The 14,407-nt window shown below is 58.2% G+C and carries 15 protein-coding genes; 6 read left to right on the plus strand and 9 right to left on the minus strand.

What is annotated here, in order from left to right; all coding sequences use genetic code 11:
• The 9 genes from T363_RS0107035 to proB form a co-directional block, all read right to left on the minus strand.
• On the minus strand, window positions 1-269 hold a 269-nt coding region (locus T363_RS0107035), incomplete at its 3' end, for a transposase (protein WP_242840245.1).
• Between the two features lie 124 nt (window positions 270-393).
• Window positions 394-1,659 (minus strand): diaminopimelate decarboxylase, encoded by a 1,266-nt coding sequence (locus T363_RS0107040; protein WP_031474572.1) that lies wholly within the window; start codon window positions 1,657-1,659, stop codon window positions 394-396.
• 29 nt (window positions 1,660-1,688) lie between these two features.
• The gene (locus T363_RS0107045) at window positions 1,689-1,922 is read right to left on the minus strand and encodes a DUF3006 domain-containing protein (RefSeq protein ID WP_031474574.1); all 234 of its coding nucleotides are present in this window, start codon (window positions 1,920-1,922) and stop codon (window positions 1,689-1,691) included.
• Entirely contained in the window at window positions 1,919-2,788 is an 870-nt protein-coding gene (locus T363_RS0107050; RefSeq protein WP_051643150.1) for a ComEC/Rec2 family competence protein, read from the minus strand. The genes T363_RS0107045 and T363_RS0107050 overlap by 4 nt, the downstream gene beginning before the upstream one ends.
• Entirely contained in the window at window positions 2,785-4,332 is a 1,548-nt protein-coding gene (locus T363_RS0107055) for a sodium/proline symporter (protein WP_031474578.1), read from the minus strand. The genes T363_RS0107050 and T363_RS0107055 overlap by 4 nt, the downstream gene beginning before the upstream one ends.
• A gap of 235 nt (window positions 4,333-4,567) precedes the next feature.
• Window positions 4,568-5,173: a CYTH domain-containing protein gene (locus T363_RS0107060; RefSeq protein WP_051643151.1), complete on the minus strand. Its 606-nt coding sequence runs from the start codon at window positions 5,171-5,173 to the stop codon at window positions 4,568-4,570.
• The gene (locus T363_RS0107065) at window positions 5,170-6,420 is read right to left on the minus strand and encodes a glutamate-5-semialdehyde dehydrogenase (RefSeq protein WP_031474582.1); all 1,251 of its coding nucleotides are present in this window, start codon (window positions 6,418-6,420) and stop codon (window positions 5,170-5,172) included. The genes T363_RS0107060 and T363_RS0107065 overlap by 4 nt, the downstream gene beginning before the upstream one ends.
• A 47-nt stretch (window positions 6,421-6,467) precedes the next feature.
• Window positions 6,468-6,617, minus strand: coding sequence for a hypothetical protein (locus T363_RS16015; RefSeq protein ID WP_154658763.1), 150 nt, complete (start codon window positions 6,615-6,617; stop codon window positions 6,468-6,470).
• Window positions 6,614-7,423, minus strand: coding sequence for a glutamate 5-kinase (proB, locus tag T363_RS0107075; RefSeq protein WP_031474584.1), 810 nt, complete (start codon window positions 7,421-7,423; stop codon window positions 6,614-6,616). Before proB ends, T363_RS16015 begins: the two co-directional genes overlap by 4 nt.
• A gap of 285 nt (window positions 7,424-7,708) precedes the next feature.
• Here proB and T363_RS0107080 point away from each other — a divergent pair, with 285 nt between their 5' ends.
• Genes T363_RS0107080 through T363_RS0107105 form a run of 6 tightly spaced genes read left to right on the plus strand, consistent with a single transcriptional unit; the run spans window position 7,709 to window position 14,311 of the window.
• Window positions 7,709-8,017, plus strand: coding sequence for a cell division protein ZapA (locus tag T363_RS0107080; protein WP_031474586.1), 309 nt, complete (start codon window positions 7,709-7,711; stop codon window positions 8,015-8,017).
• Window positions 8,014-10,044 carry a U32 family peptidase gene (locus T363_RS0107085; RefSeq protein WP_031474588.1) on the plus strand — a complete coding sequence of 677 codons (2,031 nt, stop codon included), beginning with the start codon at window positions 8,014-8,016 and terminating at the stop codon, window positions 10,042-10,044. The genes T363_RS0107080 and T363_RS0107085 overlap by 4 nt, the downstream gene beginning before the upstream one ends.
• Complete coding sequence (locus T363_RS0107090) at window positions 10,044-10,628, plus strand: Maf family protein (protein ID WP_031474590.1); 585 nt, start codon at window positions 10,044-10,046, stop codon at window positions 10,626-10,628. Before T363_RS0107085 ends, T363_RS0107090 begins: the two co-directional genes overlap by 1 nt.
• 13 nt (window positions 10,629-10,641) lie before the next feature.
• Window positions 10,642-11,487, plus strand: a complete 846-nt coding sequence (gene mreC, locus T363_RS0107095; RefSeq protein WP_161645950.1) for a rod shape-determining protein MreC — start codon at window positions 10,642-10,644, stop codon at window positions 11,485-11,487.
• A gap of 4 nt (window positions 11,488-11,491) precedes the next feature.
• Window positions 11,492-12,001 carry a hypothetical protein gene (locus T363_RS15095; RefSeq protein ID WP_031474594.1) on the plus strand — a complete coding sequence of 170 codons (510 nt, stop codon included), beginning with the start codon at window positions 11,492-11,494 and terminating at the stop codon, window positions 11,999-12,001.
• A 27-nt stretch (window positions 12,002-12,028) separates the two neighbouring features.
• Window positions 12,029-14,311: a penicillin-binding transpeptidase domain-containing protein gene (locus tag T363_RS0107105; RefSeq protein WP_031474596.1), complete on the plus strand. Its 2,283-nt coding sequence runs from the start codon at window positions 12,029-12,031 to the stop codon at window positions 14,309-14,311.
• Window positions 14,312-14,407 lie beyond the last annotated feature (96 nt).

Consider the following 14,407-nt stretch of genomic DNA (forward strand, 5'->3'; position numbering starts at 1 on the left):
CCCTTTGTTTTATATTTTTGAACCCATTGATACAATAGTCTATCTTGAATACCGGCCTCGATTGCCACTGACACACAGGATTTCCCGGACATTACTTGGGATACTAGTTCTAGCCGTTCTTCTGGTGTCCAGTTCCTATTGAAATTTTTGTGTTTCAGTGCTTCTGGACCGCGGCTATCCTCTGTTCTTACCCATAGTCTCACTTTATCTCGAAAGGATTTATCGCTAATACCTTCTGGCGTTTCTGGCCATTTTCCTTCTCGATACATTTCTACACATTTCCTTTTATACTCATATGTGTACCGCATAATAATACCCCCTCTACTGGGTGTCCAGTAAAGGGGGTACATATCAAACGGGGTGCTGTGGCACTCCGTTTTATTTTGCGGTTGTTTACTGCGGATCGTTAAACAATCCGGTAAAGTCCAGTGTAGAGAAATAATCCTGTGGCGTTTCTGCGCGGCGGATCAGTTCGACTGAGCCGTCCTCGCACAGCAGAAGCTCTGCGGAACGGAGCTTGCCGTTATAGTTGTAGCCCATCGAAAAGCCGTGTGCGCCCGTATCGTGGATATATACGTAATCACCGATATCGATGCGGGGGAGGTTGCGGTCGATAGCGAACTTATCGTTGTTTTCACACAGGCCGCCGGTTACATCATAGGTGCGGTCGTGCAGGGCATCCTCCTTGCCGAGCACGGTGATGTGATGATAGGCGCCGTACATGGCCGGACGCATCAGGTTGGCAGCGCAGGCATCCAGACCGGCATATTCCTTGTAGGTATGCTTGTGGTGGATGCACTTGGCGACCAGAGCACCGTATGGACCAAGGATGAAGCGGCCCATTTCAGAGTAGATCGAAATATCGCCCATACCGGCCGGCACAAGGATCTCCTCAAAGGCGCGGCGCACGCCGTCACCGATCACCATAATATCACTCGGCTCCTGCCACGGGCGGTAGGGGATACCGACGCCGCCGGACAGGTTGATAAAGGCAATATGCACGCCGGTTTCCTTCTGCACGTCAACAGCAAGCTTAAACAGGATGCGCGCCAGTGCAGGATAATATTCGTTAGCAACCGTGTTGGATGCCAGAAATGCGTGGATACCGAAGTGCTTAACACCTTTTCCCTTCATATATTTGAAGGCTTCGATCAGCTGTTCGCGCGTCATGCCGTATTTGGCTTCCTGCGGGGTATCCATGATCTCGTTTTCCAGCACGAAATCACCGCCGGGGTTGAAACGGCAGGACATGGTTTCTTTCCATTCGCCGATGCGGTCGTAATAGTCCAGATGGGTGATATCGTCAAAATTGATGATGGCGTCCAGGTCGGAAGCAAGCTTGAAATCCTCATCCGGGGTCACGTTGGAAGAAAACATGATATCGTGCCCGGTGATGCCGCAGGCACGGCTCATTAGCAGTTCAGTGTAGCTGGAACAGTCGCAGCCGAAGCCCTCTTCATGCAGGATCTGCAGCAGGCGGGGCGTGGGGGTGGCCTTTACAGCAAAGTACTCCTTAAATCCCGGATTCCAGGCAAATGCCGCCTTTACCTTGCGGGCATTTTCGCGGATGGCTTTTTCATCGTAGATGTGGAAGGGGGTAGGATAGGTTTTGACGATTTCCTGCACCTGCGGCAGGGTCAAAAAAGGTTTCTTTTCCATTGGTATATGCCTTTCTTCCTGTGGGGATTTTATTCGTCGATTTGCTTGCCGAGGATGCGCTCGAAGCGGCGGCGCATATCATCTTCAATTCGCTGGGTTTCGATCTGGTCAACTTCAACGATGCGGCCGTCCCGTACGATGACGACCATGCCCTCTCCCAGCATGGCAGGCGCTTCTGCCCGGGGGAAATTCACCATGGTTCCGTTGATTTCAACAACAACAAAGTCGCCTTCGAAGCGGTCGACAATTCCGGTCTGTTTCATGCAGCGTCCTCCTTGTCTGATGCCGGCAGGTGGAGCGGGAGGACGACCGTACCCTGCTCCGCAGTGATGCGGATATCGTCCACGCCCGCAAGGGACAGGTTTTGCAGCGTTTGTTTGCTGGGATGGCCGTAATCGTTATCCACACCGCAGGAGATAACGGCTACGGAGGGCTGAACCGTGCGCAGGAACGCTTCCGAGGAAGAGGTAGCCGCGCCGTGGTGCCCGACCTTTAACACATCGCAGCGGAGCTGCGGATGGTGCGTCAGCAGGGAGCGCTCGGCAGGCGTTTCCGCATCGCCCATGAACAGCACGGTTTGCCCCGCACGGAACAGGGTAATCAGCGAACGGTCGTTAAGCTCTTTGGCGGATACATCATCCGCCGGACCAAGGAAGGTGAGAGCCGCACCGGAATCGAATTCCAGTGTCTCTCCATCTTCCGGGATGGTGGGCTGTATGCCGGCAGCTTCCAGTGCGTCCAGCATATCCCTGTAAGTGGCGGTATTCTGGGTTTCCGGTCCCATATAGAAGTGGGTGGGGGAAAAGGCCTGAATCACCTGTGCCATGCCGCCGATGTGGTCGGCGTGCGGATGGGTGGCAACGGCGGCGTACAGCTCGGTTACGCCAAGCTCCTTCAGATAGCGGACAACAGTGCCGCCGCTTTCGGCTGTGCCGGCGTCGATCAACACGGCCTGTCCGCCGGACAGCAGCAGGGAGGCGTCCCCCTGACCGACATCAATAAAGTGTACGGCGGTTTCCTGCGTCAGCTCACGCGGTGTGAGAAGATCGCCGCCGACAAGCTGCACGCCGCTGAGTGCGAGCACCAGTGCGGCCGCAGCCCACAGAATCTTGCGTAGTTTATGCTTCATTCGTTTTCAAGTGCTCCGTGTGCACGCGCCTGTTCAAATTCATCCAGAATGGACTGCTCCGGCGCTTTGGTGAGCAGGCTGACGACAAAAATCGTGACGATACCGGCTACAAAGGCGGGCAGAAGCTCGTAGATGCCAAACACGCCGCCCATCGGCTTAAGCAGGTACTTCCATGCGAATACCGAAACGCCGCCGACAACCATGCCGGCGATTGCGCCGGGCAGGGTGGTGCGCTTCCAGAACAGCGAACAGATCACGACCGGGCCGAAGCTGGCGCCGAAACCGGCCCACGCAAAGGAAACAATACCGAAGATCGAGCTGTTCGGGTCACGCGCAATAATCACGCCGAGCACCGCAATGACGATAACGGTCAGGCGGGCGAACAGCATGGATGCTTTCTCCGATACTTTGAGATGGAGGGTTTCCAGCAGCAGGTTCTGTGAAACGCTGGACGATGCGGCCAGCAGCTGGGAGTCTGCCGTGGACATGGTACTGGCCAGAATACCGGCAAGGATCAGGCCGGCGATCAGCGCGGGGATCGGGCCATAGCTGGAAAGGAAATCAGCGATGCGGACGATGATGGTTTCGGAATCCGCGCCGCTCAGCTGCGCCAGCGTGCCGTTGGCGCTGAGCGTGCGGCCAACAATGCCGATCATAACGGCAACTGCCATGGCGATCACAACCCAGACCGAACCGACGCGGCGGGACAGCTTGAGCTTGTTTTCGTCCTCAATCGCCATAAAGCGCAGCAGGATGTGCGGCATGCCGAAGTAGCCGAGTCCCCACGCCAGTGTGGAAACAATGGTAAGCGCACCGTAGGGTGAGGCACTGCCGGTGGAGGCGGAATACGTAGCGGTCATAGAGAGATAGCCGGGCAGATTGCGGACATTGTCCATTACAGCGTCGATACCACCGGCTGAAACTGTGGAGAACCCGAGCACAAACAGGATCGCAAAAGTCATGATAATGCTCTGGATGAAGTCGGTCGTCGATGCGGCGAGAAAACCGCCGGCAGCCGTATAGCCGACGATAATGATTGCCGAAACGATCATAGCCGCCATATAGTTGATGCCGAACAGCGAGGAGAACAGCTTGCCGCAGGCCGCGAAACCGGAGGCGGTATACGGAATAAAGAAAATAATGATGATCAGCGCGGCAATAGCGGACAGGATATTGTTTTTATCGTGGAAACGGCGGGAGAAAAACTGCGGCAGTGTGTACGAGCCGGTGATGTGCGTATACCGGCGCAGCCGCTTGGCGGTGAACAGCCAGTTCAGGTAGGTGCCGATGGCAAGGCCGAGCGCGGTCCAGCCGACATCGCACAGACCGGATAAGTAAGCCAGACCGGGCAGACCCATCAGCAGATAACTGGACATATCCGAGGCCTCTGCACTCATCGCTGTGACAAGCGGCCCGAGCTTGCGGCCGCCGAGATAAAAATCCGAGGCGGATTCGTTCTTTTTGGCAAAATGGAAGCCGACCACCAGCATGCCTATCAGATAGACAACGATGGAGATCAGAATACAAATGGATGCAGTACTCATAGTTTACCCCTTACTTTGTGAAATCAGGCAAAACCGGCCGGTAAAATAAAACCGCACTGCCGGTATGCCCCGCGTATGGACTTCTGATTATTATACCCGAAAACGAATTTTATTGCAATAAATCGCAGAAAGAAACCGGTTGTCGGGAGCAATTTGACAAAACGCACAATAGCCCCGCAACTTTGTGCGGGGTAATTGGGAGCAATGCTGGATGCGGAGAAAAGGGGAAAGCAGGTTACAGCGCGATTGCGCGTGCCAGCTTGCTTTCCGGTTCCGGAACGAGGGAGAGGTGCTCGGCCAGCTCGGCAGCAAGCACGTGAAAGGTTTGTTCGCTGCCGGCAACATATTCCAGCTCGATCTCGCACAGTGGAGCGGTACGGCCCCCATGCCGCAGGGTTCCTTCGTCCAGCGCCAGCTCGCAGACGGTGTCCCCCTCCTGCAGCAGGATGGCGCAGCGGCGAAAATCCACTTCGCAGATCAGCTCAAGCGGTGCGGCGCTTGCCTGTGCACACAGCTCACGGGGGGCGCCATGTGCAGGCAGACGGGACAGGCCTTCCTGCACGGAGGCAGCTTCGCATTGGTATTCCTCATGTGCCCGCATTCCGGCGGGAGTATTTTGGTTGCGCAGCTTTAAGCAGCAGACGCTGCGGTCGTTTTCCCGCCGCAGGCGCAGCGCAGCCTGACGGCTGTGCAGCAGTCCGTCCAGTGTATCATAATACCGGGACTGCATGTGGATCGTGCGGCTTTGGCTGCCGATGCGGGAGGAGGCCCACAGCAGCGCCTGACCGAGCAGCCAGTCGTTTGCACGCCATTTGTATTCCTTCTCCATGGTTTTATTCATTCTCGCACCTGTCCGTTTCCGTAGATGATAAATTTGGTTGTGGTCAGCGCGGTCAGTCCCATCGGGCCGCGCGCGTGCAGCTTTTGGGTGGATATGCCGATCTCTGCACCGAAGCCGAACTCGAACCCATCGGTAAAACGGGTGGAGGCGTTGACGTAGACGGCTGCCGCATCCACCTCTTCCAGAAAACGCTGGGAGGATGCATAGTCCTGCGTGACGATGCATTCCGAGTGGCCGGTGTTGAAGCGGTTGATATGGCCGATCGCTTCGTCGAGCGAATCGACGACCCTGCACGAAATCTCATACCCGAGGTATTCGCGGGCGTAGTCTTCATCGGTCGCGGGCAGGACAGTGTCCCCGAGGATCGCCATCGTGCGGGGACAGCCGTGAATGGCAACACCGCTCGGCGCAAGGCCTGCCGCTGCCATGGGGAGGAACTGCGCTGCCGAATCCCGGTGCACCAGCAGGCTTTCCGCCGCATTGCACACGCTCGGGCGCTGGCATTTGGCATTGACAAGGATACGCTGCGCCATGTCGAGATCGGCGGACGCATCCACATACACGTGGCAGTTGCCGGTGCCGGTTTCGATCACCGGCACGGTCGCGTTCATGACGACCGAACGGATCAGCCCGGCTCCGCCGCGCGGGATGAGCACGTCCAGATAACCGTTGAGATTCATCATCTGGTTCGCGCTGTCGCGCGTGGTATCCTCGACCAGATTGATTGCGTTTTCGGGCAGCCCCTCGGCGCAGAGGGCGGCGCGCATCAGCCGTGTCAGGCACAGGGAGGAATGAAAAGCCTCCTTACCGCCGCGCAGGATGCAGGCTGAACCTGCTTTGAAGCATAAAGCGGCGGCATCCACCGTTACATTGGGACGTGCTTCGTAAATAATGCCGATCACGCCCATGGGGACGCGCTTCTGCCCGATATTCAATCCGCCGGGGGTTTTGCGCATCCAAAGCACTTCTCCGATCGGGTCGGGCAGGGCGGCAACCTGACGGCAGCCCTCCGCAATGCCCTCGATCCGGGCACGGTTAAGCGTCAGCCGGTCGATCAGGCCGTCGCTGAGGCCGTTTGCACGGCCGTTTTCAATATCGGTGCGGTTTGCGGCGATGATTTCATCTGCATGGTCGGTCAGCGCCTGCGCAATGGCAAGCAGGCCGCGGTTTTTCTCTTTGGTGCCGAGACGGGCCACCGCATGCTTAACACGGCGTGCCTCCTCAGCGATCTCCATCAGTTGGCGCATAGGGGATTACCTCGATTCTGTCAGTTGGGAACAAAGGGGAAAACGGCTCAGCCCAGCCAGCCGTTGTAATAGGCCTGCACGCCCAGAAATGCGCCGATGGCTGCACCGATCAGTGCAGCGGCGATCTGCGCTTTGGAGAACAGGCGGGTGTGCATGCCGCACAGAACATCTGTCAGGCGGCGGCGCGGTTTGGTCATGTTTTGTCCACCTCCCGGGAAAACAGCGTGCCGACAGGCTTGCCGTCGACGATGTCATACAATACGCCGGCCCGGCTGCCGTTGGCAACCAGCATGGGGATGCCGGCATCCATGCACAGCTCGGCGGCGGTGATTTTGGTGGCCATCCCTCCGGTGCCGTGGGAGGAACCGGCGCCGCCCGCCATCCGGCGGATCTTGGCGTCGATTTTGGGCACATGGCCGATCAGCTTGGCCTGCGGGTTTTTGCGCGGGTCGGAATCATACAACCCGTCGATATCCGAAAAGATGATCAGCAGATCGGCCTCGCACATGCGGGCAACCACGGCGGAAAGCGTGTCGTTATCACCGAAGTTTTCGATGTGCTTAAGCTCGGCGGTGGCAACCGTGTCGTTTTCGTTGACGATCGGCACGGCGCCCGTACGCATCAGTGCGGTGAAGGTGTTGTGGATGTTCTGCCGCTGGTCATCATCAATAATGTTTTCGCGTGTAAGCAGGATCTGCGCGACGTTGATCCCATATTCAAGGAACATTTTATCGTATATATGCATCAGTTCACACTGGCCGACAGCGGCGGCGGCCTGCTTGACAGCCAGCTCGCGGGGACGCTCGGTCAGACCGAGCTTGGATGCACCAACGGTAACAGCGCCCGAGGAAACCAGCACCATTTCAAACCCGCGGTTTTGCAGGTCGCTGATTGTGCGGACGAGCCGTTCGATGCGGCGGATATTCAGTTTGCCGTTGTCATAGGTCAGGGTTGAGGTACCGACCTTGACAACAATGCGCCGTATCTCGTTGATATTCAGCATACGGACCTCCTGTTGGAGAGCGGGCGGCGCGACAACAAGAGCCGTTCCCGTTCTGATTGATATACACATGTATTGTAGCACAGCACATGGCTGTACACAAGGCAAACAAAAATCTTTTGCCTTTTCGTAATCTTTAGACGGAAAAGGGGCTTTTGTAGAAAAAACGCGGCGGGCAGCTGCGAACTTTGCATATATTTTTTGTTCCAAAACGTCGGTTGTTGTGGTATACTATATTTTATCAAATTATGCCCTTTGAACGAATTTTGCGAAAGGAAGGGATCAGTCATGGCGAATCGTGTGGTCATTCAGATCGCCGGCCAGCATTATACCATGCTGGCGGATGAATCCGTAGAGTATATGAACGAGGTAGCGGAACTGGCGCAGCAGACCATCGCTCAGTGCGGCGGTTCGGCGTCGTTTGCGTCCACCCGAGCACTGGCGCTGGCAACGGTCAACCTTGCCGATGAATATATCAAGGCCAAAACCGCAGCAGAAGCAGCCGAGGGGAAATGCCGTGCGCTCGAGGCGGAAAATGCCGCCTTGCGGCAGCAGGTCAGCCGAGGCGGCAATCATCCCGGGAACCACCGCAAATGAACAGAAAAGTAGAGCTTTTGGCTCCTGCCGGTTCGCCGGAGGGGGTGCGTGCTGCGGTGCAGTCGGGCGCCGGGGCGGTGTATATGGGGTTTGGTACGTTCAATGCACGCCGCAACGCACAGGGCTTTTCGCCGGAGGAAATGGCGGAAGCCATTGCGTACTGCCGGGCACGGGATGTGAAAACCAACATCACGCTCAATATCCTTGCGGGAGACCGTGAGCTGGACGCTGCATTGGCGGATGCCAAATTTTTATACGAGGCGGGAGCGGATGCGCTCATCGTGCAGGATCTCGGTCTGGCGCGGCTGATCCATGCACACGCGCCGGATTTTGCGCTGCATGCTTCCACGCAGATGACCATTCACACGCTGGACGGCGCGCGGGAGGCGCGCGAGATCGGTTTTTCCCGCGTGGTGCTCAGCCGTGAGTGCACCAGAGACGAGGTGCGGCTGATCACCGAGCAGGCCGGGGTGGAAACCGAGGTGTTTGTGCATGGCGCGCTGTGTATGTGTTACTCCGGGCAGTGCTATCTGTCCGCGGTGATCGGGCAGCGTTCGGGCAATCGCGGTCTGTGCGCACAGCCCTGCCGGCTGCCGTATAACGGCGGATATCCGCTGTCTCTGAAGGATCTGGCGCTGGCCGGACATGTAGCGGAGCTGGCAGATCTCGGCGTATCCTCGCTTAAGATCGAGGGGCGCATGAAGCGGCCGGAATACGCGGCGATCGTTACCAAAATCTATGCCGATCTGCTGCGGGAGCACCGCGGGCCGACCCCGGCTGAACGGGATACCCTGCGCCGTGTGTTTTCGCGCGATGGGTTTACCGATGGGTACTATACCGGTGAAAAGGGCGACGCCATGTTCGGCACCAAAACCGATGTGCCGCTGGCGGAGGTACAGCCCCTGTATGATGAAGCGGCACGCCGCTTTGCAGAGGGGAGGGAAGCGCCGCTGGTGCCGGTGTCGCTGTGCTTCACCGCGCGGCGGGAAACCGGCGCGGTACTCAGTGCGGACGGCGTATCCGCAGCGGCGGCGGTTGAATCGGCGAACAACCGGCCGACCACTCCGGAGATGGTCGAAAAATCCTTGCGGAAAACCGGCGGCACGCCGTTTTATGTGAAAAACCTTCGGATCGAGATGGAGGACGGTCTGGTCGTTCCGGCTTCTGTGATGAATGGAATGCGGCGTGATGCGCTTGCTCTGCTGCTGGCCAAACGCGCCGCGCCCCCTGCGCGGGATTGGCTGGAAGGTGCGCTGCTGCGCGATGCCTCGTGCGCACCGCGCACCGGCTTCCGCGGGTTTACGGCTTCGGTGCGGACCCGGGAACAGGCGGAAGCGCTGCGCGGGCTTGGGCTGGAAACGGTTTATGCGCCGCTTGAGGTAGCCGCGCAGACCGGTCTGGCGGCAGTTCTGCCGCGCGTGTTTTCCGACCGGGAGCAGCCGGAGGTAGAAATGCTGCTCGGGGAAGCGATGAGCCGCGGTACGCGGACGGTACTGGCGGGCAATATCGGCCATCTGCCGCTGGCGCGGCGGCTGGGCTTTACGGTGCGCGGAGATTTCGGCCTGAATGCTTATAACAGCAAAAGCCTGTACGCACTGGCGGAGATGGGAGTACAGCGGCAGACGCTGTCCTTTGAAGCGCGTCTGGCACAGATCCGGGACATGAAGGGGCCGCTCGAAACCGAGTTGGTCGTTTACGGCCATCTGCCGCTGATGATTTTTGAAAATTGTGCGATCCGCCGCCAGCATGGCGGGAAATGCGCCTGCAAAACGGGGATCACCTATCTGACCGACCGCCGCCGGGAGAAATTTGCGCTGCTGCCGGAATTCGGCTGCCGCAATACGCTGCTGGGCAACCGGCCGCTCTGCCTGCGGGAGGAAGCCGCCCGGCTGGGTGTGCAGACCGCCCGCCTGCTGTTTACGATCGAGCCGCCGGAGGAATGTGCGCGGATCGCACAGGCGTTTTTGAACGGTACGCCTCCGGAAGGGGAATTTACCAACGGCTTATATAAAAGAGGGGTAGAGTGATGGAGATCGTTCTCGCGTCCGCCTCGCCGCGCAGGCGGGAGCTGCTGACGCTGATCACAGAAGAATTTACGGTTTGTCCGGTCGATGCAGATGAGACCCTGCGGCCGGAGGAAGCGCTCGAGCGTGAGGTTGTGCGATTGTCGTGCAGCAAGGCGCAGGCGGCGCAGGCGATGCACCCGACGGCCGTGTGCATCGGATCGGATACACTGGTCACGATTGATGGGATGGCGCTGGGCAAGCCGGCGGATGCTGCACAGGCGGCTGATATGCTGCGCCGGCTGCGCGGCCGCACCCATGAGGTGCTGACCGGACTGGCGGTTTTGCCGCCCGGCGGCGCGGCGCGCACCCTGTGCACGCGCACCCGTGTGACCTTCCGCGATTTTGCGGAAGATGAGCTGGCGGCATATCTGGCGACCGGCGAGCCGATGGATAAGGCGGGCGCTTACGGCATTCAGGGACACGGCGCGCTGCTGGTTGAGCGCATCGAGGGCGATTATTACAGCGTGATGGGCCTGCCGGTGGCGGGGCTGCATGTGCTGCTGCGTGAGCTGTGCGCCGGGGGCGGCGCGCCAACGCATTTGTAAAGGAGTTTGTGTTTTGCGAAGACGGAACAGATTGGATCCGCGCTTTTTCATCGCGGTGGCGGTGGTGGTTGTGCTGTGCATCGTATCTGCGCTGTACAGCGGGATCACGGGCAATCCCTCGCCGGTTACGCGGGTGGTGAGCTTTATCACCACACCGGTTCAGCGCGTGATAACAGGCGTGGGCGGATTTTTCAGCAAGGGACTGGGTTATTTTACCGAGTTTGACGATCTGAAAGCGGAAAATGAGGCGCTTAAGCAGCAGATCCGCGATATGGAGCAGACCGTGCGCGATGCCCAGCTGGCGATCGAGGAGAACAATCAGCTGCGCCGGGAAGCGGGACAGCCCGACCGGGTGCGTGATTTGACAACGGTAAATGCTGAGGTGATCGGCCGCAACCCGGGTGATTGGGCAACCACGCTGACGCTGGATAAGGGTTCGGATCACGGTGTGGAAGAAGGCGATCTGGTGATGACGGTGGACGGAATGGCCGGCTATGTCAGTGAAGTGGCTTCCAATACATGTGAGATCACCACGGTAGTGGATGTTGAGATGCAGTGCGGTGCACTAATTACCCGCACGCGCGAAACCGCGATCGCAGAGGGCAATTATGATCTGATGGCTGAGGGGGCGCTGCGCCTCTCCTACCTGACGGAGAATTCCACGGTCGTCATTGGTGATACGGTGGAAACCTCGGGCCGCGGCGGACTGTTCCCCAAGGGTGTGATGATCGGCACCGTGGAAAGCGTGCTGCCGGAGGAAAACGGTATTTCCTACTATGCGGTGATTAAGCCGTTTGTCGATGTGGAAACCGTATCGAGTGTTTCTATTGTAACGGCGTTTACGGATACAACGGAGTGATCGAATGCAGAGAGAACAATTATCAATTCCCAAAACGCTGCTGTATCTGGTGTTTGCACTGGTGTTTTACGCGCTGCAGGCCAGCTTGTTCGGCATGTGGTCGATCCGCGGGTACCATTTGGATCTGCTGCCCGCGCTGGTTACTGCGGCCGCGCTGCTCGATGGGCCGATGGAGGGCGTGGTTGTCGGCGTGACGGTCGGCCTGCTGTATGATGTAGGATTTATCGGTGTGGACGGACTGTACCCGCTGTTTTTCCTGCTGTTCGGCCTGATTGCGGGCGCGATGAGCCGGCTGACGCTCAGCGGCAGCTATGTTTCTATGCTGATCATGACGGCAGTGGAAATGGTCGTGCTCGGTCTGGTGCGGTATTTTGCCTATCTGCTGCCGCAGACCGGGGCGTCGTTCGGGTTGGTGCTGCGGCAGATCGTGGGCGGCACGCTGCTGACCTGTGTGTTCTGTTTTGTGGTTTATCTGCCGATGCGCCGGATCAGCCGCCGCTTTGCGGATCGATAGCATCCCCACGGCGAAAAGGAGTTCCCTATGGTAAACAAAAATCAACTGCTGCGCCGTCTGCTGGTGCTGGTCTGCCTGCTGCTGCTCTGTGTGGGCTTGGCAGGTGGGCAGCTGATACAACTGCAGGTGGTCAACGGCGAGGATTATGTGCGCCGGTCGGCGTCTTTTTTGACCGGTACTTCCACGGTTTCGGCGGCGCGCGGCGAGATATTGGACCGTTACGGACGGCCGATGGTGACCAACCAGACCGGCTTTTCCCTGGTATTGGTCTATTCCTCTTTCTGGGAGGATCAGCCGGACCGTTTTGACAAGCTGCTCGATTTGGCGCATCGTGTCCGGCAGGACAGCGCTGCGGCGGCTCCGGCAGAAGGTGCGGATACGGAGAGCGGCGCCGAACCGGAAAACGGGGACGGTGGCACCGCTGAAGCAGAAGCGGCAATCCTGAATGATGTGCTTCCCATTACGGAAAGCAGCCCATATGAATATGTGGGCGAGAGCGGGAGCAGCGCCCGCAATCAGCTGTCGGAGTATATCAAGCAAAGCGCGGAAACCTTGCATCTCGATGCGGTAAAGCAGGCGGTGGAGGAGGCGGAAGCGGCGAATGAAGCTTCGCCCCGGTATGACGAAGACGGCGAGCCGATTGATCAGGCGGCTGCGCTGGATGCGACTACGCTGGTGTCAGCAGGGGAATTCCTGCGCGCCATGCGTGCCTATATGGAGGAGACCCTCGGAATGCAGACCGGCCTGTCCGATGCGGACAGCCGCATGATGGTTGGCCTGTATTACAGCATGCGTAACGCGGGCTTCGGGACAGGAACGGCGTTTACGCTGGCGGAAAATGTTTCGATGGATCTGATTGCCTACATTAAGGAGCATCACAAGGATTATGCGGGCGTCGAGGTGCAGAGTGAGGCGGTGCGCAAATATAACACCACGCTGGCTGCACACCTGCTGGGCACGGTGGGCAACATGTATGCGGATGAGTGGAGCGGAACGAAAAACGGCGGACCATACCGCGACAAGCCGGGCTATAACATGAACGATACCATCGGCAAAACCGGTTTGGAAGCGGCGTTGGAGCGGTATCTGCATGGCACGGCAGGCTCGCGCACGGTGACGACCGATTTGGGCGGCGGCAGCATGGAGGAGCACACCGCATCCTATGCGCCGCAGCCGGGCGATAATGTGATCACCACGATCGATCTGGAGCTGCAGAAGGTGGCGGAGGAATCACTGCAAAATTATGTGTCCGATTATGGACGCGGCGGTGCGGCGGTCGCGCTTGATCCGAACAGCGGCGAGGTATTGGCAATGGCGTCTTACCCAACCTATCCGCTGGAAAAATATAACGAGGATTATAACGAATTGGAGGCAGATCCGCGCAATGTATTGATGAACCGTGCGACGAGCGGCCAGTATCCGCCCGGCTCGACCTTTAAGGTGCTCACGGCGATCGCAGGCCTGCAGGAGGGCATCATTGATGCGAATACAACGTTTACCTGCACGGGTGAATTTGAATTGGGCGGACAAAAATTTGCGTGTAACAACCACGATACGCCTATGACGCTGGATGTGACACAGGCGATCAAATACTCCTGCAATACCTTTTTCTATAACGTAGGCCAGCGGCTGACAGGGGAACATCTGGAAAAATGGTGCGCCTCCTTCGGCTTGGGTAAGGCGACCGGTATTGAGATCGGCGAGGAGAGCGGCCATGCCGCCGGCCCGACTTATCGCGCGGCCATGCGCAAAAACGATCCGGATCTGCGCGAATGGCAGGGGGGCGACGATGTGACGGCCGCCATCGGTCAGTCGGATCATGTGTTTACTCCGCTGCAGCTTGCCAATTATATGGCGGCGGTCGTCAACGGCGGCACACTGTACCGGCCGACGCTGGTCAAAAACATCAAAACGTATGACTATGCGGATGTGGTGCGCGAGGAGAAGCCGGAAGTGATCGGCACGATCGAACTGAACGCGGAAACGCTGCGTCTGGTCATGCAGGGCATGAGCGATGTTACGGCAGAAGGCGGCACCGCGGCGAGTGTGTTTGCGGAATATCCGATCAAGGTGGGCGGCAAGACCGGTACGGCGGAAAGCTTTGATGACGGCATGAAGTTTGACAACGGTCTGTTTGTTGCCTTTGCACCGTTTGATGATCCTGAGATCGTGATCTGCGTGGTCGGTGAAAATGCCGGACACGGCTCCTCGGTCGCGCCGGTCGTGCGGGATATTCTGGATGCGTACTTTGCAGAGGATGAGGCGGATACGGTCGAACCGGTCGAGGCAGAGAATACGCTGCTGCCGTAAAAACAGTTCGATGATAAAATAATTGTAGCCGCATGGGGATTTGCGCTTGTCAATTGGCAAGCGATGGCTTATAATACAAAGTAGAAAAGTTTTCTG

Origin of the sequence: Agathobaculum desmolans ATCC 43058, assembly GCF_000701665.1 — a bacterium.
Lineage (GTDB): Bacteria > Bacillota > Clostridia > Oscillospirales > Butyricicoccaceae > Agathobaculum > Agathobaculum desmolans.

Bases quoted from the DNA above. Each gene is read 5' to 3' on its own strand.
- T363_RS0107040 (WP_031474572.1), bottom strand. From the start codon at position 1,659: ATGGAAAAGAAACCTTTTTTGACCCTGCCGCAGGTGCAGGAAATCGTC.
- T363_RS0107045 (WP_031474574.1), bottom strand. From the start codon at position 1,922: ATGAAACAGACCGGAATTGTCGACCGCTTCGAAGGCGACTTTGTTGTT.
- T363_RS0107050 (WP_051643150.1), bottom strand. From the start codon at position 2,788: ATGAAGCATAAACTACGCAAGATTCTGTGGGCTGCGGCCGCACTGGTG.
- T363_RS0107055 (WP_031474578.1), bottom strand. From the start codon at position 4,332: ATGAGTACTGCATCCATTTGTATTCTGATCTCCATCGTTGTCTATCTG.
- T363_RS0107060 (WP_051643151.1), bottom strand. From the start codon at position 5,173: ATGAATAAAACCATGGAGAAGGAATACAAATGGCGTGCAAACGACTGG.
- T363_RS0107065 (WP_031474582.1), bottom strand. From the start codon at position 6,420: ATGCGCCAACTGATGGAGATCGCTGAGGAGGCACGCCGTGTTAAGCAT.
- T363_RS16015 (WP_154658763.1), bottom strand. From the start codon at position 6,617: ATGACCAAACCGCGCCGCCGCCTGACAGATGTTCTGTGCGGCATGCAC.
- proB (WP_031474584.1), bottom strand. From the start codon at position 7,423: ATGCTGAATATCAACGAGATACGGCGCATTGTTGTCAAGGTCGGTACC.
- T363_RS0107080 (WP_031474586.1), top strand. From the start codon at position 7,709: ATGGCGAATCGTGTGGTCATTCAGATCGCCGGCCAGCATTATACCATG.
- T363_RS0107085 (WP_031474588.1), top strand. From the start codon at position 8,014: ATGAACAGAAAAGTAGAGCTTTTGGCTCCTGCCGGTTCGCCGGAGGGG.
- T363_RS0107090 (WP_031474590.1), top strand. From the start codon at position 10,044: ATGGAGATCGTTCTCGCGTCCGCCTCGCCGCGCAGGCGGGAGCTGCTG.
- T363_RS15095 (WP_031474594.1), top strand. From the start codon at position 11,492: ATGCAGAGAGAACAATTATCAATTCCCAAAACGCTGCTGTATCTGGTG.
- T363_RS0107105 (WP_031474596.1), top strand. From the start codon at position 12,029: ATGGTAAACAAAAATCAACTGCTGCGCCGTCTGCTGGTGCTGGTCTGC.